Source organism: Sphingomonas sp. NCPPB 2930, assembly GCF_042867205.1.
Taxonomy (GTDB): Bacteria; Pseudomonadota; Alphaproteobacteria; order Sphingomonadales; family Sphingomonadaceae; genus Sphingomonas.
The window spans coordinates 520,580-545,188 of the sequence record NZ_JBHZQU010000001.1 but is presented as its reverse complement, the minus strand read 5'-3'; the positions used below and the strand labels follow the sequence as shown (position 1 = coordinate 545,188).

Below are 24,609 nucleotides of genomic sequence, written 5' to 3'. Positions count from 1 at the left end.
GGGGGCGGGGGTCAACCCGGCATTTGGTCCCAACCCGTCTGCCGCCGCGCCTCGGCCAGCAGGATGCCGCCGGTGATCGCGACGTTGAGCGAGCGGACGCCGCTGCGCATCGGCACGCGCACCCGGATGTCGGCGGCGTCGTGCACCGCCTCTGGCACCCCTGCGCCCTCCGAGCCGAGCAGGATCACGTCGTCGGGGCGGAACACCATCTCGGGCAGCGGCAGCGCGCCCAGCGTCGTCGCCAGCACGATCCGTCCCGGCGTGGCGGCGCGGAAGGCGTCCCAATCGGCATGGCGCACCACCTGGGCCATGGCGGCATAGTCCATCGCCGATCGCGCCAGCGCCCGGTCGGAATAGGGAAAGCCCATCGGCTCGATCAGGTCGACCGCGACGCCGAAACAGGTCGCGGTGCGGATCAGCGTGCCGACATTGCCCGCAATATCGGGCTCATGAAGCGCCAGCCGCATCAATGGCCGGGAAAGGACAGCAGCGCATCGACCGCCAGCCCCTCCGCCCGCAACGCGTCGGCGCCGCCGAGATCGGGCAGGTCGACCAGGAACTGCGCCTGTTCGACGACACCCCCCGCCTTGCGCAGCAGCCGGACGGCGGCGCGGGCGGTGCCGCCGGTCGCGATCAGGTCGTCGACCAGCAGGACTCGTGCGCCGGGGACCAGCGCATCCTCGTGCATCGCGATCCGGTCCTGGCCATATTCCAGCGCATAATCCTCGGCGATGGTTGCGCCGGGCAGCTTGCCGTCCTTGCGGATCAGCAGCACGCCCGCGTTCAGCGGCACCGCCAGCGCGGCGGCGAACAGGAAGCCGCGCGCCTCGATCCCTGCGATCAGGTCGACCGGCCCGCGCGTCGCGGCGACCATCCGCTCGATGGTCTGCGCGAAACCCGTCGGGTCGAGCAGCAGCGTGGTGATGTCGCGGAACGCGATGCCGGGCTTGGGAAAGTCCGGCATCGTGCGGATCAGGGCTTTCAGATCGTCATTGGCGTTCATGCGGCGCCTCATGGGCCTGATGGCGGCGGGGGTAAAGGGGGGCAATCCCAACCCTCCGTTCGGCCTGAGCGAAGTCGAAGGCCAAGGGAATCCATTGCCAAAGGGGCCGGAGGAAAGGTTCGGGCATGGGCTTCGACTTCGCTCAGCCTGAACGGAGGTCGGGAGTGGGGCGGCGGCTTCCCCAAGAAAAAAAAGGCGGCTCCCTCGTCGGGAAACCGCCCCAGGCTCTCACATGATTCGATACGGCCTCAATGCTTCACGTCGCGCCAGACATTCTGATACGCGCCCCAGGCCAGGAAGCAGAAGATCAGTATGAAGATCACCGCCCCGGTCCCCGCCGCATGGCGCGATTCCAGCTTGGGCTCGGCGGTCCAGGTCAGGAAGGCGGCGACGTCCTTGGCCATCTGGTCGCGGGTCGCCAGCGTGCCGTCGGTATATTGGACCTGCCCGTCCTGGGTCAGCGGCGGCGGCATCGCGATGTTGAGGTTCGCGAAATAGGGATTGTAGTGCAGCCCCGTCGGCGTCTTGGCATCCGGGAACTGGCGCAGCAGCGCGGCGGGCTGGTTGCGATAGGCGTCGGGACCGATCAGCGAATAGACGTAATTGGTGCCGTCATGCCGCGCCTTGGTCATCAGCGACAGGTCGGGCGGCAGCGCATTGTTGTTCGCCGCGCGCGCCGCGACCTCGTTGGCGAAGGGCGAGGGGAAATGGTCGGCGGGCACGTTCTTGCGCGTCGTCGCCTCGCCCGTCTCCGGGTTGATGCTCGGCTGTTCGATGACCCACTGGTTGGCGATCGCCTTCACCTCGGCCTCGTTATAGCCCAGATCCTTCAGGTCGCGGAACGCCACCAGCCGCAGCGAATGGCAGGCCGCGCAGACCTCCTTATAGACCTGGAAGCCGCGCTGGAGCTGGCGCCGGTCGAACCGGCCCAATATCCCGTCCGAGGCCAGATGCGCGGGCTTGGGGTGGAGGTGGAACTCCTCCTCGGCGGTGGGGGCGGGCGGGTCGGAGACCAGCCCCGAGACGCTGCCCCACAGCGCGATGGCGAGGACCAGGGTGAAGGCCGCCCCGACCAGGAATGCGATGCCACGAACCATGTTCGAAATCCTCTCTCGGTTCGTGTCAGGCCGAAGCCGAAGGGGTTAGGGCCGACTTGGTGGGCGCGGTGCCGCCATGTTTGGCCAGCACGGCTTCGGTGATCGAATGGGGCAGGGGGGCGGGCCGCTCCGTCCGCGCGATCCACGGCAGGATCACCAGGAAGTGGAGGAAATAATAGGCCGCCGTGACCTGGCTGAGGATGATGAAGAAGGGCGTCGCGGGCGACCCCCCGCACCAGCCGAGCAGCAGCACGTCGACCACCAGCACCCAGAAGGCGATCCGCGCCTTGGGCCGGAAATTGCTCGACCGCACCGGCGAGCTGTCCAGCCAGGGAAGGAAGAACAGCAGTAGGATCGACCCGAACATCGCCAGCACGCCCCACAGCTTGGCGGGCAGGATGAAGTCGGCGGTGAAGGCGCGCAGGATCGCGTAGAAGGGCCAGAAATACCATTCGGGCACGATATGCGCAGGGGTCGAGAGCGGGTTGGCCGGGATGTAATTGTCCGGGTGCCCCAGATAATTGGGGAAGAAGAACAGCAGCCCCGCGAACACCAGCAGGAACACGCCCAGCCCCACTGCATCCTTGGCGGTGTAATAGGGGTGGAAGGGCACCGTATCCTGCTCGCCCTTCACGTCCACGCCGGTCGGGTTGTTCGAGCCGGGAATGTGCAGCGCCCAGATGTGCAGGATGATGACGCCTGCGATCACGAAGGGCAGCAGATAGTGGAGCGAGAAGAAGCGGTTGAGCGCGGCATTGTCCGGCGCGAACCCGCCCAGTAGCCAGACGCGGATGGTGTCGCCGACCAGCGGGATCGCCGAGAAGAAGCCGGTGATGACCTGCGCGCCCCAAAAGCTCATCTGCCCCCAGGGAAGGACATAGCCCATGAAGGCGGTGGCCATCATCAGCAGGAAGATGACGACGCCGAGCAGCCAGACCATCTCGCGCGGGGCCTTGTAGGACCCGTAATAGAGGCCGCGGAAGATGTGCGTATAGACGACGATGAAGAACATCGACGCGCCATTGGCGTGGGCATAGCGCAGGAACCACCCTGCGTTCACGTCGCGCATGATGCTTTCGACCGAGTCGAAGGCGACGCCCGCATTGGCGGCATAGTGCATTGCCAGCACCACGCCGGTGATGATCTGGATGGCGAGCGCGGCGCCCGCCAGCACGCCGAAATTCCAGAAGTAATTCAGGTTGCGCGGCACCGGATAGCCCGCGCCCACCGCATTGTAGACGAGGCGCGGCAGCGGCAGCTTCTCGTCCAGCCAGCGCATGACCGGCTGTTTGGGTTCGTAATGCTTGGCCCAGGGAAAGCTCATGTCTCGGGTCCCCCTTTAAGCGGCCGCGCCGACCGTGACGGTCGTGTCGCTGTCGAACTTGTAATCGGGCACGAAGAGGTTCTTCGGTGCCGGACCCTTTCGGATGCGCGCGGCGGTGTCATAGGCCGAACCGTGGCAGGGGCAGAAATAGCCGCCATAGGGGCCCTTATTCTCGCCCTCGCCCGCGCCCAGCGGCACGCAGCCCAGATGGGTGCAGACCCCCAGCGTGATCAGCCAGTTCTTCTTGCCCGGCTTGGTCCGCTCCTCCAGCGTCTGGGGATCGCGCAACTCGGACAGCGGCACCGCATCGGCCTCCGCCATCTCCTTGGGCGTCAGGTTGCGGACGAACAGCGGTTGCTTGCGGAAACTGGCCTTAATTGCCTGGCCCGGCGCGATCTTGGACAGGTCGATCTCGGTGGTCGACTGCGCCAGCACGTCGGCCGAGGGGTTCATCTGGTTGATCAGCGGCAGGACGATGGCCAGCGCGCCCACGCCCGCGAAGGACACGGCGGCGACGTTGATGAAGTCGCGGCGGCGGGGATCATGGACCTCTTCGTGGAATGGCTCCGGCGACTCGCCGGGGGGTACGGTGTTCTCCGTCATCGCCATTCGTCCTGTCCCTCCACCTCGTTCGCGTGGCGCCGGTCGCGCCCTGGCGGTCGTGCCGGATTGTCCCCGGTCATGCGCCGCCCGATCTCGCCCGCCCATGATGAACGGAGCGTCAGGTTAGCCTTGCTTGGCGGGCTTTGCCAATCCCCTTTGCGGTGGCGTTCATGGCGGGTGCAGTCGGGCGGGCGCAGGAACCATGGTGGCGTGGTTCGGGTTGACCGATGACGGACGCGGATGACGGGTCCCTGGCGCATCCGCAGGAACGACCAGGGGCATGGAGAGAGGCGATGCTCTTGGGCAGGATCGGATGGGGCGGCTTGCTGGCCGCCGGGCTGTTGGCGCTGGGCGGCTGCGCCGACGGCTATGGCTATAGCGGCGTGTCGGTGGGCACGGGCTATGGCGGATATGGCGGCTATGGCTATGCCCCCGGCTATTACGGCGCGGGTTATGCGCCGTCCTATTATGGCTGGTACGACGACTTTTATTATCCGGGCACGGGCGTCTATGTCTATGACCGCTATCGTCGGCCGTTCCGCTGGAACGAGGGGCAGCGCGCCTATTGGGAAGGGCGGCGCGGCGCGTGGCGCGGGGCCCCGATCCGCGACCAGTGGCGCGGCTGGGGTCGCAACGGCTGGCGCGGCGATCGCTGGGGCAATGGCCCGCGTGGCCCCGGCCCCAACCCCGGTGTGGGTGTCGCGCCCCGCCCACCGGCCCCACGGGTCGAGGGATGGCGCGGCCCTCGCGGCGGCAATCCCGGCTGGCGCGGCGGGCGGCCCGGCGGCGCGCGGGGCGGGCCGCGCGGGCCGCGCTGATCAGCCTGCCGAGCGGGCCCAGATCATCAGCGTGGGGCGGAACCGCATCACCGCCACATCGTCCTGGTTATAGACGGTCAGCAGGCTGACGATCAGCCCCATGTCGGGCCGACTGGCCGAGCGACGCACCTCCAGCACCTCGGTCTCGCAGCGCAGAGTGTCGCCCGGATAGACCGGCTTCAACCAGCGCAGCTCGTCGATGCCGGGCGATCCCAGGCTCTGAAAGCCGGTCGCCCGGTAATGCTCGACGATCATCGCCATGGTCATCGACCCGGTATGCCAGCCGCTGGCCGACAGCCGCCCGAAATGGGTGGCGGCGGCGGCCTCGTCGGACAGGTGAAAGGGCTGGGGATCGTAGCGCGTGGCAAAGGCGATCACCTCGTCCCGCTCGACCCGATGATGTCCGAACCGCGCGGTATCGCCGACCGCCACATCCTCCAGCCAGATCATCGCATCCTCTCCTTATCGTTTGAAAACGCGGCGGAACGGCGCATCGTTGCCATCCAGCCCCCGACCCGCCGGAAGCCCGATCAGATCGCGCAGCAGCGGGGCGACATCGACATTGTCGAACGGCGCCAGCCGCACCCCCGACCGAAATGCGGGGCCCTGCGCGATGAATAGCGCGGCCATGGCGGGATCGGCATTGTCATAGCCATGGGTGCCCTTGGCAAAGGGGGCGTCGGGCCGCTTGGCCTGGATCAGCCAGCCGGTCTGGGCGAGGCAGAAATAGGGGGGGATGCGCGGGTTGCGACCATAATGGAAACGCGCGGGCATCGCCGGGCTGCGCCAGCAATCGGCATGATCGTGATGGCCCAGCAGCCGATGCTCCAGCGCGGCCTCGTGCCCCGGCACCGCGCGGAAGGTCGCATAGGGGCCGTCCTCGGTCATCACCGCATCGGCGGGATCGACCAGCGAATCTTCGGTCACGATCCGGTCGCTGGAGGTCGCGGCCATGCCGTGGTCGGCGACGACGACCAGATTGGCGGGCTGGCCCAGTTCGGCCAGCCCGGCCAGCAGGCGGCCGATCGCCTCGTCCACCTTGCCGACCGCCGCGTTCACCTGTGGCGAGTCGGGCCCGGCGTCATGGCCCGCGCTGTCCACTTCGTCGAAATACAGCGTCAGGAAGTGCGGGCGGCTGGCCGCCGGGCGACGCAGCCAGTCGATGATCGAATCGACCCGCTGGCGGTCGGTCACGTTCTGGTTGAACTGTTGCCAGTCGTGCGGACGCATGCCGCCCGTCACGGTGCCGCCATAGTCGCCGGGGTGGAAGGTGCCGCCCCAGGCGACGTTCGATCCGGGCCAGAACATGGTGGCGGTGGGAATCCCGGCTTTTTCGGCGGTGATCCAGATCGGCTCGGCGGCGTTCCACCAATAGGGCTGGTCCGAGGCCATGGTGAAGCGCGCGTCGGGATGGGCCGGATCGGTGAAGCCGTTGGCGACGATCCCGTGGCGATCGGGCACCAGCCCGGTGACCAGCGTCCAGTGATTGGGGAAGGTCTTGGACGGGAAGGAGGGGCGCATCGACGCGCTGACCCCCTCGGCCGCCAGCCGCGACAGGTTCGGGGTCAGCCCGCGCGTCAGATAATCGGGGCGGAAGCCATCGATCGATACCAGGATCGTGACCGGCGCGCGCGGCGCGACCGCATCGGCGGCGGGGCGGGGCGTCGTCGCCCTCGCGCTCGCGCTCGCCGCGCTCTCGCCGATCGGGGGCAATGCGGGCGGCGTATAGGGGTAGGCACAACCGGCCAGGAGGGTCAGGGCCAGGGCGGCGAGGGGGAGTCGGGTCACGGAGCGGCTATCCTTTCAGGCCAGCCGATAGCGTCGTCCTGTGACACTGGCGAGGCCCGTCGGCACGATCGCGCTTGCCCGGCCAGTCAGTCCAGCGGGAAGAAGTGGCGCACCTCCGGCCCGGCATGGCGAAGCAGGACCCGCAGCCGTTCGGCGGCTTCGGCAGGATGATCGCCGGGCAGCCCCGCCATCGCCCAGTCGCCGAAGGTCGCAGTGTCGGTCCGGCGGTCGTCGAGGACCTGGATGTCGGTGTGGCGCGGATCGCGCCGGATCCGCTCGAACGCGTCGCCGACGCTGTCGACGGGGCCCTCGATCAACTGGAGATAGCGGCCCCGCTCGATCCAGAGGATGCCCGAAATGCCGTCCATGCCGTTGTTGCGGCGCGAGACGCGCAATATGGCCAGGTGGTCCGACCGGCCATCCTCGCCCACGGCCTGGCTGCTATAGATGATACGCCGGAACGAACTAACCTGGATCATAATCGGCTTCTAGGTCCTCCGGCGCGCGCTGCAAAGCGGCAATGCGCCGGGCGGCCGGAGCCGACCGGCGCATAATGGGTCAGACGTTGAAGCGGAACAGCATCACGTCGCCGTCCTGCACGACATATTCCTTGCCCTCGGCGCGCAACTTGCCCGCATCGCGGGCGCCCGCTTCGCCCTTGAAGGCGATATAGTCGGCAAAGGCGATGGTTTCGGCGCGGATGAAGCCGCGTTCGAAATCGCTGTGGATCTCGCCCGCCGCATTGGGCGCCTTGGCGCCGCGATGGACGGTCCAGGCGCGCGCCTCCTTGGGGCCGACCGTGAAGAAGGTCAGCAGGTCGAGCAGCGCGTAACCGGCGCGGATCACGCGGGCGAGGCCGGTTTCGGACAGGCCCAGCTCGGACAGGAACTCGCCGCGATCCTCCGCGGGCATGGTCGCGATCTCGGCTTCGATCGCGGCCGACACGACGACCGCCTGCGCGCCCTCGGCGGCGGCCTTTTCGAACACGCGCGCCGAATGGGCATTGCCGTTGGCGGCGTTCGATTCCTCGACGTTGCAGACATAGAGGACGGGCTTGGCGGTCAGCAGCTGTGCCTGCGAGAACACGCGCGCCTCTTCCTCATCCTTGGGCACGGTCAGCCGCGCGGGCTTGCCGTCGCGCAGCAGCTCCAGCGTCTGGCCCAGGACCGAGGCGGCGATCTTGGCCTCCTTGTCGCCCTGCTGCCCCTTCTTGATGAAGGCGGGCACGCGCTTTTCCAGGCTTTCGAGGTCGGAGAGCATCAGCTCGGTCTCGACCGTCTCGGCATCGGCGATGGGGTCGACCTTGCCCTCGACATGGGTCACGTCGCCGTCCTCGAAACAGCGCAGGACATGGACGATCGCGTCCACCTCGCGGATATTGCCGAGGAACTGGTTGCCCAGGCCCTCGCCCTTGGACGCGCCGCGCACGAGGCCCGCAATGTCGACAAAGGCGAGCTGCGTCTCGATGATCTTGGCGGACCCGGCGACCTCGGCCAGCTGGTACAGGCGCGGATCGGGGACCGCGACGTTGCCGACATTCGGCTCGATCGTGCAGAACGGATAATTGGCGGCCTGCGCCGCCGCCGTTTCGGTCAGCGCGTTGAAGAGGGTGGACTTGCCGACATTCGGCAGGCCGACGATGCCGCAGCGGAAACCCATGCGTCGCTTATCCTACAGGAAGGGGAAAGCGTCCCTCTAGCGACGATGGGGATATTTCTCAACCGAGCGCTTCTCCCATGCTCCGTTCAGCCTGAGCGAAGTCGAAGGCCAAGGGATGACGGTTGGGCGGGGCGCTATTGTCGGATGTTCCAGCGTGGCCTTCGACTTCGCTCAGGCTGAACGGACTGGGGGGAAGGGGTTATGGGGTCAGGCGATCCCGACCATCATCGCGGCGGCCCAGGCGAGCAGCATCACGCCCAGCGCCCCCGAAAACCCCATCAGCACCAGGCCCAGATAATGCAGCATCGGCGGATTGGCGCGCTGCGCCTTCTTGTTCCGGCCCAGGCCCGACAGCACGAAGCTCGCCAACATGCCGAAGGTGAAGACAGCGAATTCGATCATCGGGAATAACGTCCGGGATAGGGGGTGCGATCGATGCCCCCTTTAACCGAGATAAGTTAACGGCACGATATCGGCGCGGCGAAGCGCCCGCTTTCATCGATGAAGCGTGGGAACCTTTCGCCCTGTCGTGGGTGCGGCGCGGATCGTCGCACGCGGCGGATCAGCGATAGTTGAAGCTGACGCTGATCCGCTCGCCCTTGGCACCGTTGGGTACGACCTCGTGCCGCAGCCAGCTTTCCCACAGCAGCACCGTTCCCGGCTGGGGCGTGGCGGTGGCGAAGGTGGCCAAGTCGTCGGGCGCATCGGCACGGCGCGGCGGTGCCGCCATCAGCATCGGCAGGCGCGGATCCTCCAGCTTCAGCGCGCCCGATCCCTGGGGCATGGCGACATAGAGCGTGCCCGAGACGACCGAGTGCGGATGGATATGCGCCGAATGATGCCCGCCGGGTTTCAGGACATTGACCCACAGGCTGTCCAGCTTCAGTTTGCGCCCGCCCAGGTCGAAGGCGCATTCCTCGGCGAAGCGCGCGACATGGCGGTCCAGCTTCTTGCGCAGGTCCGCGAAGACCGGATCGCGGATCGGCAGGTCGTTGAGCGAGGCATAGCTGGTATAGCCGCGATAGCCATGCTCCTTCGACCAGCGCCGCCCGGCGCGGTCGTCCTCGGCCAGCGCCCAGCAGCTCTGCTCGATCTCCTCCAGCAGATCGGCATCGTCCAGCTGGCCCTCATAGAGAAGCGAGGCGAAGAGGCGGCGCACGCTCATGCCGGATCTCCCAGGCGCAGCGCGATGTCGTTGACGAAGCGGACATCGTCCCCCTCGGCCAGCCAGCGCGCCTCCGCCGCCAGCGCGCCGAGCAGGTCGGACAGCGGCTCGATCTCCGCCTTGGCGTAATTGCCCAGCACATGGCCGGTCACGCGGTCCTTGTGCCCCGGATGGCCGATGCCGAGCCGGACGCGGCGGAAGTCGGGCCCCAGATGCTGGTCGATCGAGCGCAGTCCGTTATGCCCCGCCGTGCCGCCGCCGGTCTTCACCTTCACCCGGAAGGGCGCGAGGTCGAGTTCGTCGTGGAAGACGGTCAGCGCCTCCACCCCCAGCTTGTAGAAGCGCAGCGCGTCGCCGACGCTGCGCCCGCTCTCGTTCATGAAGGTCGCGGGCTTGAGCAGCAGGATCTTCTGCCCGCCGATCCGGCCTTCCTGGGTCCAGCCCTGGAACTGCTTCTTCACGGGGCCGAAATCATGCACCTCGGCGATGGCGTCCATCGCCATGAAGCCGACATTGTGGCGGTGCATCGCATATTGCGGCCCCGGATTGCCCAACCCGGCCCAGACCTGCATGTGATATTCCTTATTCGCTTGGTTGGCAGGGCCCTAGCACCGGGGGCTTCGGGTTTCCAATGCGGTGAGGGTGGAGGGGGCGTGGGCTTCGACTTCGTTCAGCCTGAACGGATGTTGGGGCTAAACCAAATTCCCCGAACCCCGTTCAGCCTGAGCGAAGTCGAAGGCCAAGGGAATCCCCCCTTAGATCAACCCCTGCGCCCGCAGACTCACATGCCCCGAGGTGCCGATGATCAGATGGTCGTGCACCGTGATCCCCAGCCGCTTGCCTGCCTCCGCGATGGCGCGGGTCACGTCGATATCGGCGCGGCTGGGCGAGGGGTCGCCGCTGGGATGGTTGTGCACCAGGATCAGCGCCGCCGAGCCGAAGTCGATCGCGCGGCGAATCACCTCGCGGATATAGACCGGCGCCTGGTCGATCGAACCCTGTCCCATCAGCTCGTCGCGGATCAGCATGTTGCGCGTGTTGAGGTGGAAACATGTTGTTAAACCCACTTCAACACCCATAATCGGCATACACCAATGACCCAAGCCATTCGCTATCATCGTTTTTCGACCCGCCGACAGGATCGTGGTTCGTCCATTGAACGTCAGGATGACGCCACTCGCGCTCTATGTGATTCTGAGGGCTGGACTATTGTCGAGACGATTGAAGATCGTGGGCAGTCCGCTTGGAAGGGCGACCATCTCAGTGTCGGAAATCTGGGCAAGTTACGGCGGCGGATCGACGCGGGCCAGATTGATGCGGGCACCCGGATCGTGGTCGAAAATCTCGATCGACTCTCGCGTCAGGATTATCGAACCGCTCGCCGATGGATTGAGGATGTCACCGACCGTGGCATTGTAATTGCTGTCTGTCGTCCTGCGCTCATTCTTGACCGAGAGGCGATGAGCGGCAGCAATATCGTTGCTTTTCTCCAACACCTTTTGGAGTCGAACCGCGCGACAGCCGAAGGTGACCGAAAGAGCGAATTTCAGAAGAAGAATATTGAGCGGATGACGCAGATGATGCGGGACGGGCTCTGTCCTTCCCCGCGCGTGCCCGCGTGGCTTCACGGCGTTGTCGGTGAACCGTTGACGGTCGTTCAGGATCGCGCGGCCCTCGTAAACCTCATTTATGAATGGTCAGCGTCAGGGTTGGGACTTCAGTCGATTTGCAAGCGTCTGAATGCCGATCACGAGCCTTGGACAGACGGGGGCTGGAAGACCGGGGCGCGGCAGTGGCGGATTGGATATGTCCGAGACATTCTCAATTCGCCAGCGGTCGAAGGTCGACATATTGTCCGTGGTGGAGATGGTCGTCAGCCAACGGGCGAAATTATCACAGGTTATTACCCGAGGATCGTGGACGCGGATTTGGTTGCCCGCGCTCGCGCGGCGATCAAGAAACGTGCGGGAACTGGCGGCGCAAAAAGAGGTGAGGCGTCCAATTATTTCATCGGCCTGATGACGTGCAAACAGTGCGGTGGCTCGGTGGGCCGCATTCTGGCTGGCGCGGGATACGCCTACATGTCCTGTAGAAACGCACGATATGGGACATGCGAAAATAGGTCGCACATGTCCTACGCGACGTTGGCAAAAGTGGTCGTGGACCATCTCCTGCATCTTGCGCTCGATGATACCCATTTCGCGGCAGTCGATGACATTGCACCGATCGCAGCCCGGCTTGCTGATGCGCGGGGAGAAATTGAAGCCATACAGACGCAGCAAGCCAACATGATTCAAGTGCTGATGCGACTTCCCGATTCGCCTGCTGTGATCGACCAACTGGAGCGGATTGAGGCTGATCTTGCCGCCGGTAAGGCTGAGGTCGTCCGCCTCGAAGAAGACTTGATCAAGGCGCGGGGCAGCGTGTCACCTGACGAACATCTGCGTCGTGTAAAGTCAGTTGCAGCGTCGCTCGACACGGACGCTGAGGCGCGCCGCATGGTTCGGGACGCTCTGCCGTCCCTCGTTCGACAGATGGTTTGGGATGGTGAGAAGGTGACGGCGTCTGGCCTGCACTTCTACATGACAATCGCCAAAAACGGTGCTGTCGATGGGTTTGATCTATACCACCCGAAGCATGGCCCGGCTGCCGATCCCGAATATACGCGGCGGCGTGACGCGGCCATTGCAAGCGGGACGTATTTGCCTTTCGGAGGCTGAGGCGGTTGGCGTAGCATCGGTCGCCGACTCATTCGGCACCGGAGGATGCTATGTTTCGTCATCTGATGTTCGCCACCGCCGCGCTGACGATGGTCGCCACGCCCGCGCTCGCTGCGCCCTGCCGCGACGCCAAGGGTAAATTTGTGAAGTGTCCTGACAAGGCCCCTGCCAAGCCAACGCGCTGCAAAGATGCCAAGGGAAAATTTACGAAGTGCGGCACGCCGGGCGCTAAAGCGGCGTGAACCTGATCTGGGCCATCTGGTCCATCTTCACCGCCACCATGAATGTGATTTGGATCGCAACCGTGGTGGCGGCTGTGGGCTATAACGCATGGCAGCATTTTCTTAGGTTGGCGCGATGAGGCATTAAAATGCCTGTTGTGTCTTGGGCACGGGCATTATAACGCCTTCGAGGCCCTCTATTTCCGATGACGGTCGGTTCAACGATCTTAAATGTGAAATCACTTTAAAGAATTTAAAAGGCCATACCATGCGGCGGGCATGGTATGGCATTACATACTTTCACGAATTCTTTCCTTTTTTGATGTTTCGTGAGCGTCGTTTATCAGGTTGTGGCACTCTTGCCATTTTCTCCGGCAGTGCAGGAGAAAACGAACGCAAAGCTAACTCCGCTTGTTGACGGAATCGCCGTCGTCGGCCCACGATGACAGTTTTGAGGGCCACTTTCTCGGCAATAGTGGGCCGTCCCATGTCCATCGGTGCAGCCCTCATAGCCACTTCGGCCGATCGAACACTTGAAATTTACGCATCTGTAGCAATCCCGCCAGCCTTGCGCATCTACCGCTTGGCCTGCGACAAATACGACTGAGACGACGGCGAATACTTTGGTTTTTGATAAAATGCCCATATTTCTCCTCCCGTTTCACTTGAATAGATATCCCAAAAATCCAATATACTTTTCATCATTGCTCTTTGCGTACAACACGGCGGTCTTGTATCCATTAATGAGCCCAAGCCCGCTGATTTTTTCGCCCGCAAAGGTTGTTAAATTGCCACTATAGCCGGGCCTCCTTTCTGGCAAAGATGCGACAGGAATGACGTAACAAATTTCGCAAATGTCCGATCTGCATTCGATCCTTTTTCTATAAGAGCCAATAATCCCAAGATTATTCAGGTTTTTAGCTATGTCGACTTCAAGTGCCCTATTGGGAATGGGTTTTGCTGAAACAAATGTTTTATGCAGCACTGCTGGATCAGGCGGCGAATGGAAAGCCTTATCCATCTTGTCTTCATAGACATCCTTAAACAAGATGTCTTCGCTGATCTTGTCTACGCTTTTTGCTAGACTTGCGCTTCCTAAGTTAAGGGCTATGAAGAAAAATATGAAAGACACCCTCATCTCAATCTGATCCTTTATTTTTTGGGAATAAGGTAGGACTGAAAGTAAGATCTCCCATTCTCTGAATAATAATAGTTTGAATCCCCAGAAAATCTTCCATTTTCAGAAGTGTCTCCGGAGAATGCGCTTCGCAGGAGATCGAGCGCTGAGTTGCTGTTTTCAACAGACGCGTCATTTGCTACTTCTCCAGTAATCCTGCATCTGTCCCCTCTGCAAGTTATATCAGGTGGAGGGTCGCGCTTAAGGTAAGAATTTTCACGCAGGATTCTTGAAAAAATTTCCCTGAAGGATGCTTCAAGTATTTTGTTGGGTGGCTGATTATTGAAATCGACATCTTCCCGAGTCAGGAATTCTGGCGACGGCAAAGAAGGAGCTGGGGTTCCGGTTGGCAACGGAATCGGCTGCCAAGCGCCTGCTTTCTCGGGTGATACCGCAGGAGTAGGCACTGGAGCCGCCGAAGAAGTGCTCGAATCTTGTGCCCTAACGATAGTTATCATGCCCGTGTCTGGTGAACCACGCGCAGTAGGAACATGAAATTCATGAAAGCCGACATAAAACGCGGCGGCTGCTAATAGCAGCGCTGATATCATAAATCTCCGTCGCATGGTCTCCTCTTCCATATCAACAAGGCGTATCTATGATTCTTCCCATCATCTCACGAAATTTGCTATTTGTGAAGATTAAATGGTGTTTTTTTCATGATGGTAAGGGTTTAGATGGTGCTCCACAATTTAGATGATTGATAAGTGACTGAATTTTAGAGCGATTATTCTGATCGCGGTGATGAGCGAAGCCGGTCTGTCAACCATCGCTTTGGATGGTTATCCTTGGGTTCCGGCACTTGCGACCCGCGCATGAAAAGCCGCGCAGGATCGCGCGGATCATGCCCCGCATGTTTCGGCTATGTCTCCGGATTAGCTACATTACCCGAAACGGCGAGGCGATTCGCACAAACTGTGATACCTCGTCCGCCATAGTTCTCATAAGCAGCATCATTCTTGTGATAGCACAGTTGCGGCATACCGCCGTTTGAGACTTGAATGCGGCGGTTGCCAAATTCCATGCGCTGATAAATACTGCATGGCCCTATCCATTAACAACACACTGACCACTATGCGCGTGTCGGCTGGCGAACCGATTGTCTTTAGCTATCAGCCGACCGACCTGACCGGCCAACCGGAAGACCTAACGGGACGCGTTTTCGTCTTCTCGATCTATGACAATGCACGAACGAGCTATGGCCAATTCGAGGCCGCAAATAGCCAGAGCACCGCGACGTGGAAGTTGAACGGACTTGTGACCGAAGACCTCTTAGGCAAGCCGGGTCTGTTGTGGGAGGTAGCCGAGCGGTTGGACGATGGGCGAGACGTGATAGCGAATGGATCACTGACGATCGACATGTCTGCCCCTGCGATCAGCGACTACAACGCAGCGCCAATCTCCCGGTACATCACCAAGATCGTGCGCCTCAACGACATCACGACGAAGGATGCGGCGGTCTTTAAGATCGTTGTCGCGCTATACGTCGAGCGTCCCGATATATCACTCAATTTCATAAATAATTCGAATTCTGTTTTTGCCCTCACCCTTTTCTGAAACTTCCAAGGAGAAAAATGGCCGACCTACAAATTACGATCAAAGACGCGACAAACTCGACAAAGAACCTCCTTGCTCGCGACAATGGTGACGCGACTATCACCCCATATCACGCTGAAGACAGCGCTCAGCGCACCGCGCTCTTAGCAGCGCTGGCCACACTCTCGACCGCGTCCAACCAGACCGCTACGAAGTCGGTTCTCGACACGCTGACTGCCAAGGTCGCGACCGCCACCAACCAGACCACCGCGAATGGCTTTCTCGGCGACATCAAGACTGCGCTTTCCGGGACACTGACCGTCACAGGGCCGCTGACCGCCGCTCAATTGACCACCGCCGCGCTCGCCACATCTGCCAACCAGACCACCGCGAACACCTCCCTCGCCACGATCGCAACCAACACGACCGGCGGATCGACTGCCGCGCGACAAGATGAAGCGAAGGCAGAACTTCGCGCCGTTCAGGGCGTCGAGGCCATCACGGTTGGAACCGATGGGACGCCCCGTCGCGGCCTCCTCATCGTATGCGCCGGGGCTGGCGATGTCCGCATCAAGCTCGCCGACGATAGCCAAATCACGATCCCGGTCGCGGTTGGTCTGTCGATGCTGCCATTCGCGGTGAAGACAGTCATCGCCTCAGGCACCACCGCAACGGCCAGTTTCTGGAGCACGCTGTAATGCTGGCTCCCGTCATTCCCGCGCCGCTGGCGCGCAATCCACGCCTCGTTGTTGCCCTTGGCGACAGCCGCATCGCAGCGCTGTTCTTCGATCCGTCGCGGCGCAACAAAGGGAATAGGTCGCCGTTTCACTGGGCAAACGCGCTATTGGACCAGCGCTTCACGCTTGTTGATAGCTTTGGTCTATCAGGTGATCGAACAGATCAGATGCTCGCACGTCTTGACGCCACCATTGCGACCGGTGCGGGCCTCTTATACTTCCAAGGTGGCGTGAACAACATCGGCGCGGTGGCGTCTGGCGGCTACACTTATACTCACGCTGTCACGGGTGAAGTTGTGACGATCGATACTGTCGCGGCGGTCACGGCGCGAGACATTCGATTGATTGCAAACAAGGCGCGCGCCTCAGGGATGATTGTGGTGATCGAGCATGAGGTTGGCGCAGGTGGGTACACGACCCAAGAAAAGGTCACAGCGCTCGCCGATTTGCGCGCCAACATTGCTGACTTCGCGGAAAACACACCGGACATTTTTGTCCACGACGCGATGCCAATCGTCATGCAACCGCAATACAGCGCAAATGCTGTCGCATATCGTAGCGGTTATTCATACGATCCCACGCATTGTAGCGCACGCGGCGCATATCGGTGGGGCAAAAGTCTCGCAAAGGTGCTGGCGGGTATAGTGACAACTGCTCGGCCGGTGCTGCTCACCAACGCAATCGAAACTTCTGCCGCGCGCCGTCGTCAAGCGTTGATAAATCCGCTCTTCGCAAACGCGTCTGGCGGGACGGCCAGCGCTGGCGCGTCGGGAACAGTGCCAGCTAATTGGACTGTCTCGCGATCAGGTAGCGCCACGGCCAACGTTTCGACAGCCGCACGTGCAGACGCCAGCGGCAACGACTTGATCATAGCTGCATCATATAGTGCTGCGGGTGAAATAGTCACAGTTTCTCAGGCGTTTGATGCCCCCGCGACAGGTCAATGGAATAGCCGACTCGCTGTAGGCGATACGTATGAGGTCGTTGCACAAGTTGAGATAACCGACGCATCGGCGCTTTCTGCGCTGTGGTTACAAGTCACGACTTTTGCGGGGTCTGGGGCGCAGACAGACAGTTACGATTTATACGGTGTGACGACTGAAGCAGGATTGGATGAAGCCGCAACATTAACTCTGCGGACGCGTCCATTTGCAATCGTTACGCCAACATCATCCGCGTATCCATATGTGGTGGTATACATCAAGAGCGCGGGCACAGCGGCTGGCAATTGCACTTATCGGATAAAGCAAATCGGCATGAAGAGAATTGGAAATTGATAATAACGGGGTAGCGCGCTGCCCCGTTTATTTTCGCGTGATGTCGATCTTGTGTTCGATCATTGACGGCTGAGGCGCGAGTTCGATTTGGTAGCCAAGATAACCCACGACGCCGATCAGGCACGTCACCACGACCTTAAGCCACGATCCCAAGCGCTGCGCGCCCGCCAGTTCACCTGCACGCTTAATCTCAGCGTCTTCCAGAGCATCGACGCGGCGGTCGAGATCAGCCGCCCGGCGGTCATATGCGTCAAGGCGCTGATTGATCGCTGCGAAACCATCGCCAACACGCTGGTCGAGGCGGATGAGCAAATCTCTGGCCTCAAGGGGGAAGGGGTCAGTCACCTCGCCACCGCATCCACGATCGCGGTCAACATCGCAGCCGTAGAAGCTGACAGGCCAGCCCTGATCAACCACGTGAGCGCGACAGATTTGACGGACGGGACTTCCCATACGATTTTCGCATAATGAAGCATCGTCGCGGCCAGCCGCTTCCAAGTCGATTTACGCATTCGTCACCGGGGCGGGCGTCGGGGCCATCTGCATGGACTGGTCGAGCCCCATTTGCTGTCGAAGCATCGCCAACTGATAGTTATAGCCGGACTGAGTGGCGCACTGCTGAGCGCACTGGTAAACGACGCCCGATTTGGCGGCGTCGGGAAACTTATCAAGAATCGTGGCGTAGATCGCAGCGCTACGTTTCTGCTCTTCAGCTAGTTCTTCTAAAATTGCTTTGTGGAAATCGGTGACTACCTCGTAGGCATCTGCAAGTGTGGTGGTGGACATTTTGTATTTATCCGCCCGCCACGCATCACTGTTCTGTCTGCACGATCGATATATTTTGCGTGGCCGTGCCACCGTTATTCGACCCATTTTGCGGGCCGGGTCCGGTGTTACGACTGGTCAGTCGCGCCGAGTATGTCACCGATGAGCCGCCCGAATTGTCGGTGAAGGTCAGCGACCCGCCGATCGCCTCGCGATAATCGCCGGGTTCGTCTGAGCTAAATGCAGGATCGCGGTCCCATGATCCGGTTGCGTTCAGGGTGGCAACGTCTGCACCGTTGCGTGACAGGATGATTTGCGCGGTAAGGTCGTTGCCTGACGCCTCGGACTGGGGCTTGTCCACCCGCTGATACCACGCCCAACTATAGCTAAGGACCACTACACGCGTGCCACCGCGCGATCCGACAGCGCCGGTCGAAACGTTCGCATTGCTCGCGGTGCTGGTCGTCCCGATAGCGTTCTTGATCGTGCCAGCCGACAAACTGCCGCCAAAATAAGAAGAACCATCAGTCTTGAGATAATAGCTGGCATTCTGCTCGGTGCACTCTGATAAGTTGTTTTTGCGAGGTCCGAACCATTCGATAAACTGGCTGGAAGAACCAAAGCCGTTGCCCGAGACCTTCATCACGCTGCCATTATCGAAAACGATCCGCCCGGCGGTGAGGTCGAATTTGGCAGAACCTGAGGCATTGCGGACGACGCCCGCCGTCACGTCGCCGATGTTCGCCGACAATGCCGACAAGCTCGTGACATTGAGACGATCGGCGGTGATCGTGTTCGCCGCGATCTGGTTCGCAGTGATGGAGCCAGTTGTAATTCGCCCGCCATTGATCGTGGTAGTTTCACCACGATTGATGCGCCCGGCGGGGTCCTGTTGGCCAGTATAGGCCCAATTTGTCACCTGTTGGGCTTCTGTGTTGCCTACGTAAGTTCCGGCAGGAGCCCCAACGGTAGCATCGTTCTGAACGTTAATTAGGTTATCTACGCTACGACCATTGGAGAACGTCAGATCGCGAGCATCTTTGATCGATTGCCCGCCAACGGAAGGCACTCCGTTGACGATTGAGAAGGAAGTTCTCACATAGCTTGCCGACCCACCTGCACTGTAGAGTTCAAAACCATTGCCCTCTCCAATCCCCTTCTGCCCAATCAAGACATATGATGAGTGGGCTGAAAAATTGGAACTACCGAAAACCGATCGGCTCGCGCCGCAATTATACATTTCAGTCGGAAGTCCGCTGCTCATACGGTTCGTTCCGGGTTCGTCCGATGTATACATGACGATGGTAGACCCAAACGCTATGTCACGGAGAAGCTGAGCCATCCCGCTGGCATTCGATGCATAGTCGGGGTTCCAATTTACCTCGCCACCGCCATATACGTCGAAGTGACGGACGCCCCAATAGCCACCACCATCAGAAGACCAGCAAACCGTGTAGCTTCTGTTATACGCATCGGATCGTAGGTTAGTATAAGCGCCATCCGCATAGATTTGACCATCGGGACCACGAAGACCTTGTGCGAAGCCGGGTGGGAGTGTGGAAGTCTGATTCCCTCGCGCACCCACTGTGTATGTCATCGGCTTGCCAGCGCCAGAAATTCCGTTCCACTTGGCACTGTCGAATGCGCTATCGACGGTGCCGCGACCGCTAACCACGACTGTATTCGCTAAGACGGTGTTCGCCTTGATGCGATTGGCGTCGATCGACCCTGTGGTGATCCTGTCGCCGTTGATGATCGTTCCGCCATAAGTCATGTTGAGGTTGGATTCTCCCCACCATGATCCCAACATCACCCGATCAGAGCCGCCGAATGCCTCCTGCTCGGATTGAGTGTGATAAATCGAAGAGCCATCTTTTACCCAATAGAAGAAGCGATGGGGACTAGCACCAGCCGTGTTGCCACTGTCGACAAATTGAGCGCGCGGACTGCCATTGTCGTCATGATAGTAGATATAGCCGTTTGACCACGACACCCAGTTGTTCGACGGATTCCACTCGAAATTAAGACCAATGAACGATATTGCGCGGTTGCCGATCGTCAGCTTGTTCGCAGTGATTGTGTTAGCGCTGATTGATCCGCCCGCGATCCGCGTATCGTCACCCCCTTGCCGCCAATTAGCAAGAGTTGTCGAGCCACTTACTGTTATTCGACCCGGATCGATGTTGGTTGAGTTGGTGTTAATATAGTAAGCCGGGTTGCTAACAACCGCATTTACCGTGCCAAGCGTGGTATTGGTGCCACTAATGACAAGATTGTTGGCGAGAACGGAATTGGCCATGATGCGATCAGCGTTAAGCGTACCGGCTTGAATACGATCGCCATTCAGACTGTTGACCGTGATTTTATTGGTGGTGATTGCGCCATCTTTGATCAGCGTCGTGTCAGAGACACGGACAATCTTGCAGACGAAAGCAAGATTTCCACTCCAGTCTCCTATTAAACGGAATTGCCATCTTCTGCATTCCAGAACATTTGGATTCGTGATGACAAATTCGTTTTTAAAATATGAACTTGGAGATATCCAGTTTACGGCTGGATTGGAATCTTCCGGATTAATGCCGTATGCGGTTTTAAGGCTCAACCAAGCCCAATTGGGCATGTGTATCACGGGGCGGAAACTGCCGCTAAAGTCGCTATATGTATAGACGCCAACACTAACCCTATAACTTGCGCCAATTTCTACAGGGAAAAGCATTGAATAATAATCGGTGCGACCAGTAGACGTGATCTTAAGCTCTCTGCCGGTTTCATTCATGCTAGAGTCGCCGACTGACAAACGGCCATCGAAGTTACCGCCGTTCCACCACGCAGCGTCGTTGTAGCCACTGTCCCCTACAATGTTGTCTGGGTTTCCGACCGCCAGCACACGTGCAGTCAGGGCGCTGGAAGCGATCTGCGCAGCGGTAATCGTGCCGGTCAGAATTTCGTTCGCAGTAATAGAATTTGCGATAAGACGGTCTGCGCCAATAGACCGCGCTTGAATCCTGTCCGCGTTTATCGATCCTGTGATAACCTGATCGCCGTTTATCAGCGTTCCGACACCGGCCAGAGGAACAAAGCCCTCCTTGTTACCGTGCCAGCGGCCGATCATTATGACGTTCTGATTGTTCAGAATATTTTCGTCACTGGTATAATCGAAATAGCTGCGGCCATCAGGCGTATAAAACACGTAGTTAGTGTAGGGCTGCGGTGCCAGTTCGTTGCCGCTGACGAAGGTTGACGTGTAACTTCCATTGTCACTGGTATATTGGATGTAGCCCGACCCCCACCGTAAGTAGCCGTCATTATCGACACGGAAGCGCATGCCAAACACGCTCACCGGACGGTTGGCAGCGGTTAGGCGATTGGCCGTAATCGCGTTCGCGGCGATCTTGTCCGCCGTGATCGCCGATGCTGCGATTTTCTCCGCAGTGATCGCGTTGTTGACCAGCTTGTCGGTTGCGATTGTCGAGGCGGTGATATCCTGACCGCTGACCGACTTGGTCCACGCGCCATTCACCAGCCGGTACAGTTCACCACCGAACAAGACGACTGGAGAGCCGGTCCAGCCTGACGCGGCGGGCAAACTCGTGACGGTCTGCGGCGGCACCAACCCCGGTGTCAGTTCATCAAGCGAAACACCGCCTGTGGTGGCGACCGAGACATTCGCAGTGGCGGGCGAAACGTTATCGCTGCTATCTATGGCGACCGCTGTGACGTAATACGCTGAAGCACGCGCAAGGTTGTTGAAGCGTGTTTCGGCACGCGTGTTGGCAGTGGCTGACACGGTCGCCTCACCAATTTTCGCGCCGTCGTTGCGATACAGCGTGAACCTGATTTTGGCCTGATCAGTATCGGCGGGCGCGACGGCTGCGACATCGATCCAAGTGATACCCCCGACCGCCGCCAACGCTGTGGGAGCCGCTGGGGCCACCGTGTCACGTGAAGTCGAGAAGGCAGGCGCACTAACCCAACCGGAGGCCACGTTGACCTTGAGCGCCCGGATATGGGCAGAATAGGTCGTGTTCCGCTTGGCGGCGAACCTGTAGCTCGTGGACGGTGCTGCGAAGACGATCCCGCCACCACCGTTTTCACCAAGCTCCACTTCATAGCTCGTGGCATCTTTGGCGGCCGTCCACGTCACCGTCACGTCAGCGCCCGCGTCCGTCAGTGTGCTGGACCACTGGATGTTCGAGACGGTGCCGGGCGGGGTCGCTGCGGCTATCTCGCGATCCGCCACCGCCTGACCCGCCGCCAGTGCCTTGTCGATGTCAGCCCGAATGTCGGGAAGCTTATCAATGCCCGCCACGATCGTGGAGGAGGGGCGTCCGCCGACATTCGCCGTATCTCGGGCCGTGTTCTGGCCGGTGACATCCGCATTGTCAGCGGGCTTGCCCGGTCCCGAAACGCTATTGTCCCAACTGACTTTGAATGCGCCCGCAGTCGCACTGATCACCAGCCGGTCGCCGATCACGCCCCGGACAGTCCGATAACTCAGCGCGATGTCATAGGTGGTGGCATCGGTGAGGCCACTGACTTCGATCCGGGAAGTCGTGCGCGGGAACTCGCCATAGTTGAGCCAAGTCGCTGACCCGGCCGGTCGATATTCGACAATGATCGTTGCGGCGTTGGGATCATCCGTCTGACCCGCGACGACGATGACGGGCAGGGTGGTGGTACCATTGCTGATTGTCGTGTCAGTGATGGACCACGCGTTTGCGGCGGGTGCGCCCGGATTTGAGGGGTCGTAGCCATCGAGTTTCGCCGATGGTGGCGCAACCTGCGTTTGACCAAGCGCGAAAGCGTGCTTTGCGTCCGTCTCGGATTTCAGCGTCAACGTCACCGACATATCGGCGGGATTGAACTCGCGACCCGCTACGAGACATTTCGTGAATCTTGATGCAATCTCGGGCACCGTCACGTTGATGCAATCGCCCACGCGTGCGGCGAGAAGTCGCTGTTTTGCACGAACGGTGAAGGTCAGAAATTCACGGCTGTTGACCAACTCATAGGCCGCGAGTTGATGAGCCTGTGCGGCTTGCTGAACGAGCGGGAATTCAATCTCGACAGTCTTCTGCTCACCACCGTCTTCGGTGACATACTGAGCGGCTGAGACGCGTTCGCCCGATATGATTTCCCACTTCTTCGCTTCCTCACGGTAGCGGGGAATGATCGTGTTTTGTCGGTCGCGAAAAGAAGTTGAAGACGACATCTCGACATCGCCGATGATGTCTGCGGCGGTGAGGGTGAGGACAGATGTCTTCGGTGCATTGACCGAAACCGCGATCTGCGCGCCGCGTGCGACTGGTACGCCGCCACCCGCTGCCAAGATCGAGGATAAAACGGCGTATTTGTCATCGAGTGTCGAGACGACGCCGCCAATTTTCCAACCATTGGCATCCGCGACATTCGCGGCATTGACGAAGCTCGCTACATCGACTTCCGACCACTTCGCGCCGATGCCATAAACGCGGTGGCCGTTTTCCCAGCGTCCCAGCGTCCATTGCAAAGCGGCGAGGTATGGGTTCTCGCTGTAGGTCCACGTCGCGGGCTGATCGACGCGATGTGCACCGGAGCCGCCGGGATAGGTCGAGTCTTGTCGAGGATCGTAAAGCCGGACGCCGCGAAGCGTCCAAAGACTGGTCGGAAGACCTTGCGGGAAGGCGTCGGCGTTATACTCGTAGCTTGTGACGACATGCGCGAGGCCCGACAGTGCGCCACCACGCATCGGGAAGCCGGACGCAGCGGCGGGCGTGGTCGTGGCGGGCGCATCGCCATTTTGCCATCGCTGACGGAGCTTACCACGATAGAGCTTGGAATTGCCGCTATAGCCGCCGACGTTCGTGACGCTGGCGGTCGCTGTGGCGGGGCTGGTGTTGAACGAGATCGGGTAATCGCCCGCGCGATACGCCTCGATGCCAGCGATCGGCCCGCCCGCGCTCAGCACGGTAACGATGCCATACATGGCGTTCTTCGCGCTCCACGTCAGCCGGTCGGTAATCACGCCGCCCGTCGCCGTTCTGCCGAACGCGATCGGCACGCCTGCCTGTGGATCAAGTTTTTGGGATAGTTGCGACCCCGCTGAATCTGGCTTGGGTGTCTTCCTCGCAAGGTAGCTCACCGCCATCAGCGCGACGCCAGTGATCGTGAGCGCTGCGGCCCATGTGATCGTGAGCCCAGCGACGACGAATGCTGTACCAAGGCCGATGGCGGTCGCGACTGATCCAGCCGCAAGGAATGCGCCCGCGATGAGGGGAAGGGCGGCGGGCATTACGCAACCCTCCACGCGACAGTCGCGACACTGACGGGACCGACGCGGACAATCGCGGCTTCACCGTCAGCGGCTGCGAAACCCAAAATCTTGTCAGAGCCAGTGTGAACACCAAGCGCCGTCCACGCATGATCTTCGTCACGGCCACCGGGGAAGCCCACGATGTCACCGACGATGGCAGTGGCGGGCGGAATGCGTTCAAAGCCGAGCCTGTCGAGGAAGTCTTCCATGGATGATGCGCCAAGTCTCGAAATTACACGCTTCGCGCCAATCTCGGTTTTGTAGCTGCCCGCCATGGCGAGTGGGGTGGTGATCCCCATAGTTTCCAAATGACCGCCTACCATCTGGCCGCAATCGGCGGTGCCCCAGATGAATTCCCGGTCTAGCCATGTATCGATAGTCTTTTGAGTGTTTTCGACGCGCGCAATAAGATTCATGCAGGTATTTA

Annotated in this window: 24 protein-coding genes and 1 pseudogene; 7 read left to right on the top strand and 18 right to left on the bottom strand. The window is 60.6% G+C overall.

Features of this window, described 5'->3' with window-relative positions; translation table 11 throughout:
- Positions 1-11: 11 nt before the first annotated feature.
- The 5 genes from ACFX59_RS02570 to petA all read right to left on the bottom strand — a co-directional run bounded on the left by ACFX59_RS02570 (position 12) and on the right by petA (position 4,033).
- Positions 12-467, bottom strand: coding sequence for a TrmH family RNA methyltransferase (locus tag ACFX59_RS02570; protein WP_309697130.1), 456 nt, complete (start codon positions 465-467; stop codon positions 12-14).
- On the bottom strand, positions 467-1,003 hold the full coding sequence (locus ACFX59_RS02565) for an adenine phosphoribosyltransferase (RefSeq protein WP_387429370.1): 537 nt from the start codon (positions 1,001-1,003) through the stop codon (positions 467-469). Before ACFX59_RS02565 ends, ACFX59_RS02570 begins: the two co-directional genes overlap by 1 nt.
- A 248-nt stretch (positions 1,004-1,251) precedes the next feature.
- Positions 1,252-2,100 (bottom strand): cytochrome c1, encoded by an 849-nt coding sequence (locus tag ACFX59_RS02560; protein ID WP_387429368.1) that lies wholly within the window; start codon positions 2,098-2,100, stop codon positions 1,252-1,254.
- A 25-nt stretch (positions 2,101-2,125) separates the two neighbouring features.
- Entirely contained in the window at positions 2,126-3,424 is a 1,299-nt protein-coding gene (locus ACFX59_RS02555; RefSeq protein WP_309701095.1) for a cytochrome b/b6, read from the bottom strand.
- A gap of 15 nt (positions 3,425-3,439) precedes the next feature.
- On the bottom strand, positions 3,440-4,033 hold the full coding sequence (gene petA / locus ACFX59_RS02550) for a ubiquinol-cytochrome c reductase iron-sulfur subunit (protein WP_307100557.1): 594 nt from the start codon (positions 4,031-4,033) through the stop codon (positions 3,440-3,442).
- Positions 4,034-4,320: 287 nt separating this feature from the next.
- On the opposite strand from petA, the gene ACFX59_RS02545 reads away from it, so the two are divergent.
- Entirely contained in the window at positions 4,321-4,845 is a 525-nt protein-coding gene (locus ACFX59_RS02545; protein ID WP_307100555.1) for a hypothetical protein, read from the top strand.
- Here the strand turns inward: ACFX59_RS02545 and ACFX59_RS02540 are convergent, their stop codons facing one another.
- The 8 genes and pseudogenes from ACFX59_RS02540 to ACFX59_RS02505 form a co-directional block, all read right to left on the bottom strand.
- A complete protein-coding gene (locus ACFX59_RS02540) occupies positions 4,846-5,295 on the bottom strand; it encodes a MaoC family dehydratase (protein ID WP_387429365.1) in 450 nt (149 codons plus the stop codon).
- Between the two features lie 12 nt (positions 5,296-5,307).
- Positions 5,308-6,633: an ectonucleotide pyrophosphatase/phosphodiesterase gene (locus ACFX59_RS02535; protein ID WP_387429363.1), complete on the bottom strand. Its 1,326-nt coding sequence runs from the start codon at positions 6,631-6,633 to the stop codon at positions 5,308-5,310.
- An 86-nt stretch (positions 6,634-6,719) separates the two neighbouring features.
- The gene (locus ACFX59_RS02530) at positions 6,720-7,112 is read right to left on the bottom strand and encodes a BLUF domain-containing protein (protein ID WP_387429360.1); all 393 of its coding nucleotides are present in this window, start codon (positions 7,110-7,112) and stop codon (positions 6,720-6,722) included.
- 79 nt (positions 7,113-7,191) lie between these two features.
- A complete protein-coding gene (gene ychF, locus ACFX59_RS02525; protein ID WP_309701103.1) occupies positions 7,192-8,292 on the bottom strand; it encodes a redox-regulated ATPase YchF in 1,101 nt (366 codons plus the stop codon).
- A 207-nt stretch (positions 8,293-8,499) separates the two neighbouring features.
- The gene (locus tag ACFX59_RS02520; RefSeq protein WP_307100545.1) at positions 8,500-8,694 is read right to left on the bottom strand and encodes a hypothetical protein; all 195 of its coding nucleotides are present in this window, start codon (positions 8,692-8,694) and stop codon (positions 8,500-8,502) included.
- Positions 8,695-8,854: 160 nt separating this feature from the next.
- Entirely contained in the window at positions 8,855-9,457 is a 603-nt protein-coding gene (locus tag ACFX59_RS02515; RefSeq protein WP_307100543.1) for a TIGR02466 family protein, read from the bottom strand.
- Entirely contained in the window at positions 9,454-10,029 is a 576-nt protein-coding gene (gene pth / locus ACFX59_RS02510) for an aminoacyl-tRNA hydrolase (RefSeq protein WP_307100542.1), read from the bottom strand. The genes ACFX59_RS02515 and pth overlap by 4 nt, the downstream gene beginning before the upstream one ends.
- 183 nt (positions 10,030-10,212) lie before the next feature.
- Positions 10,213-10,503 (bottom strand): annotated as a pseudogene (locus ACFX59_RS02505) (RadC family protein); the annotation flags it as partial.
- A gap of 48 nt (positions 10,504-10,551) precedes the next feature.
- On the opposite strand from ACFX59_RS02505, the gene ACFX59_RS02500 reads away from it, so the two are divergent.
- Both ACFX59_RS02500 and ACFX59_RS02495 read left to right on the top strand, forming a co-directional pair.
- Positions 10,552-12,177, top strand: coding sequence for a recombinase family protein (locus ACFX59_RS02500; RefSeq protein ID WP_387429356.1), 1,626 nt, complete (start codon positions 10,552-10,554; stop codon positions 12,175-12,177).
- A 50-nt stretch (positions 12,178-12,227) separates the two neighbouring features.
- A complete protein-coding gene (locus ACFX59_RS02495) occupies positions 12,228-12,419 on the top strand; it encodes a hypothetical protein (protein WP_387429354.1) in 192 nt (63 codons plus the stop codon).
- A gap of 640 nt (positions 12,420-13,059) precedes the next feature.
- Here ACFX59_RS02495 and ACFX59_RS02490 read toward each other — a convergent pair.
- Positions 13,060-13,536: a hypothetical protein gene (locus ACFX59_RS02490; RefSeq protein WP_387429352.1), complete on the bottom strand. Its 477-nt coding sequence runs from the start codon at positions 13,534-13,536 to the stop codon at positions 13,060-13,062.
- 14 nt (positions 13,537-13,550) lie between these two features.
- Positions 13,551-14,126 carry a hypothetical protein gene (locus tag ACFX59_RS02485; protein ID WP_387429349.1) on the bottom strand — a complete coding sequence of 192 codons (576 nt, stop codon included), beginning with the start codon at positions 14,124-14,126 and terminating at the stop codon, positions 13,551-13,553.
- Between the two features lie 490 nt (positions 14,127-14,616).
- On the opposite strand from ACFX59_RS02485, the gene ACFX59_RS02480 reads away from it, so the two are divergent.
- The 4 genes from ACFX59_RS02480 (at position 14,617) to ACFX59_RS02465 (ending at position 17,593) form a co-directional block, all read left to right on the top strand.
- Positions 14,617-15,132: a hypothetical protein gene (locus ACFX59_RS02480; RefSeq protein ID WP_387429347.1), complete on the top strand. Its 516-nt coding sequence runs from the start codon at positions 14,617-14,619 to the stop codon at positions 15,130-15,132.
- A gap of 17 nt (positions 15,133-15,149) precedes the next feature.
- Complete coding sequence (locus tag ACFX59_RS02475; protein WP_387429344.1) at positions 15,150-15,809, top strand: hypothetical protein; 660 nt, start codon at positions 15,150-15,152, stop codon at positions 15,807-15,809.
- Positions 15,809-17,125 (top strand): SGNH/GDSL hydrolase family protein, encoded by a 1,317-nt coding sequence (locus ACFX59_RS02470; protein WP_387429341.1) that lies wholly within the window; start codon positions 15,809-15,811, stop codon positions 17,123-17,125. The genes ACFX59_RS02475 and ACFX59_RS02470 overlap by 1 nt, the downstream gene beginning before the upstream one ends.
- 87 nt (positions 17,126-17,212) lie before the next feature.
- Positions 17,213-17,593: a hypothetical protein gene (locus tag ACFX59_RS02465; RefSeq protein ID WP_387429339.1), complete on the top strand. Its 381-nt coding sequence runs from the start codon at positions 17,213-17,215 to the stop codon at positions 17,591-17,593.
- A 36-nt stretch (positions 17,594-17,629) separates the two neighbouring features.
- On the opposite strand, the gene ACFX59_RS02460 is transcribed toward ACFX59_RS02465, so the two are convergent.
- The 3 genes from ACFX59_RS02460 to ACFX59_RS02450 are packed head-to-tail and all read right to left on the bottom strand — an operon-like array spanning position 17,630 to position 24,598.
- Positions 17,630-17,911 carry a hypothetical protein gene (locus ACFX59_RS02460; RefSeq protein WP_387429336.1) on the bottom strand — a complete coding sequence of 94 codons (282 nt, stop codon included), beginning with the start codon at positions 17,909-17,911 and terminating at the stop codon, positions 17,630-17,632.
- A gap of 25 nt (positions 17,912-17,936) precedes the next feature.
- Positions 17,937-24,161, bottom strand: a complete 6,225-nt coding sequence (locus ACFX59_RS02455; protein ID WP_387429334.1) for a phage tail protein — start codon at positions 24,159-24,161, stop codon at positions 17,937-17,939.
- The gene (locus ACFX59_RS02450) at positions 24,161-24,598 is read right to left on the bottom strand and encodes a DUF6950 family protein (RefSeq protein WP_387429331.1); all 438 of its coding nucleotides are present in this window, start codon (positions 24,596-24,598) and stop codon (positions 24,161-24,163) included. The genes ACFX59_RS02455 and ACFX59_RS02450 overlap by 1 nt, the downstream gene beginning before the upstream one ends.
- Positions 24,599-24,609: the final 11 nt, after the last annotated feature.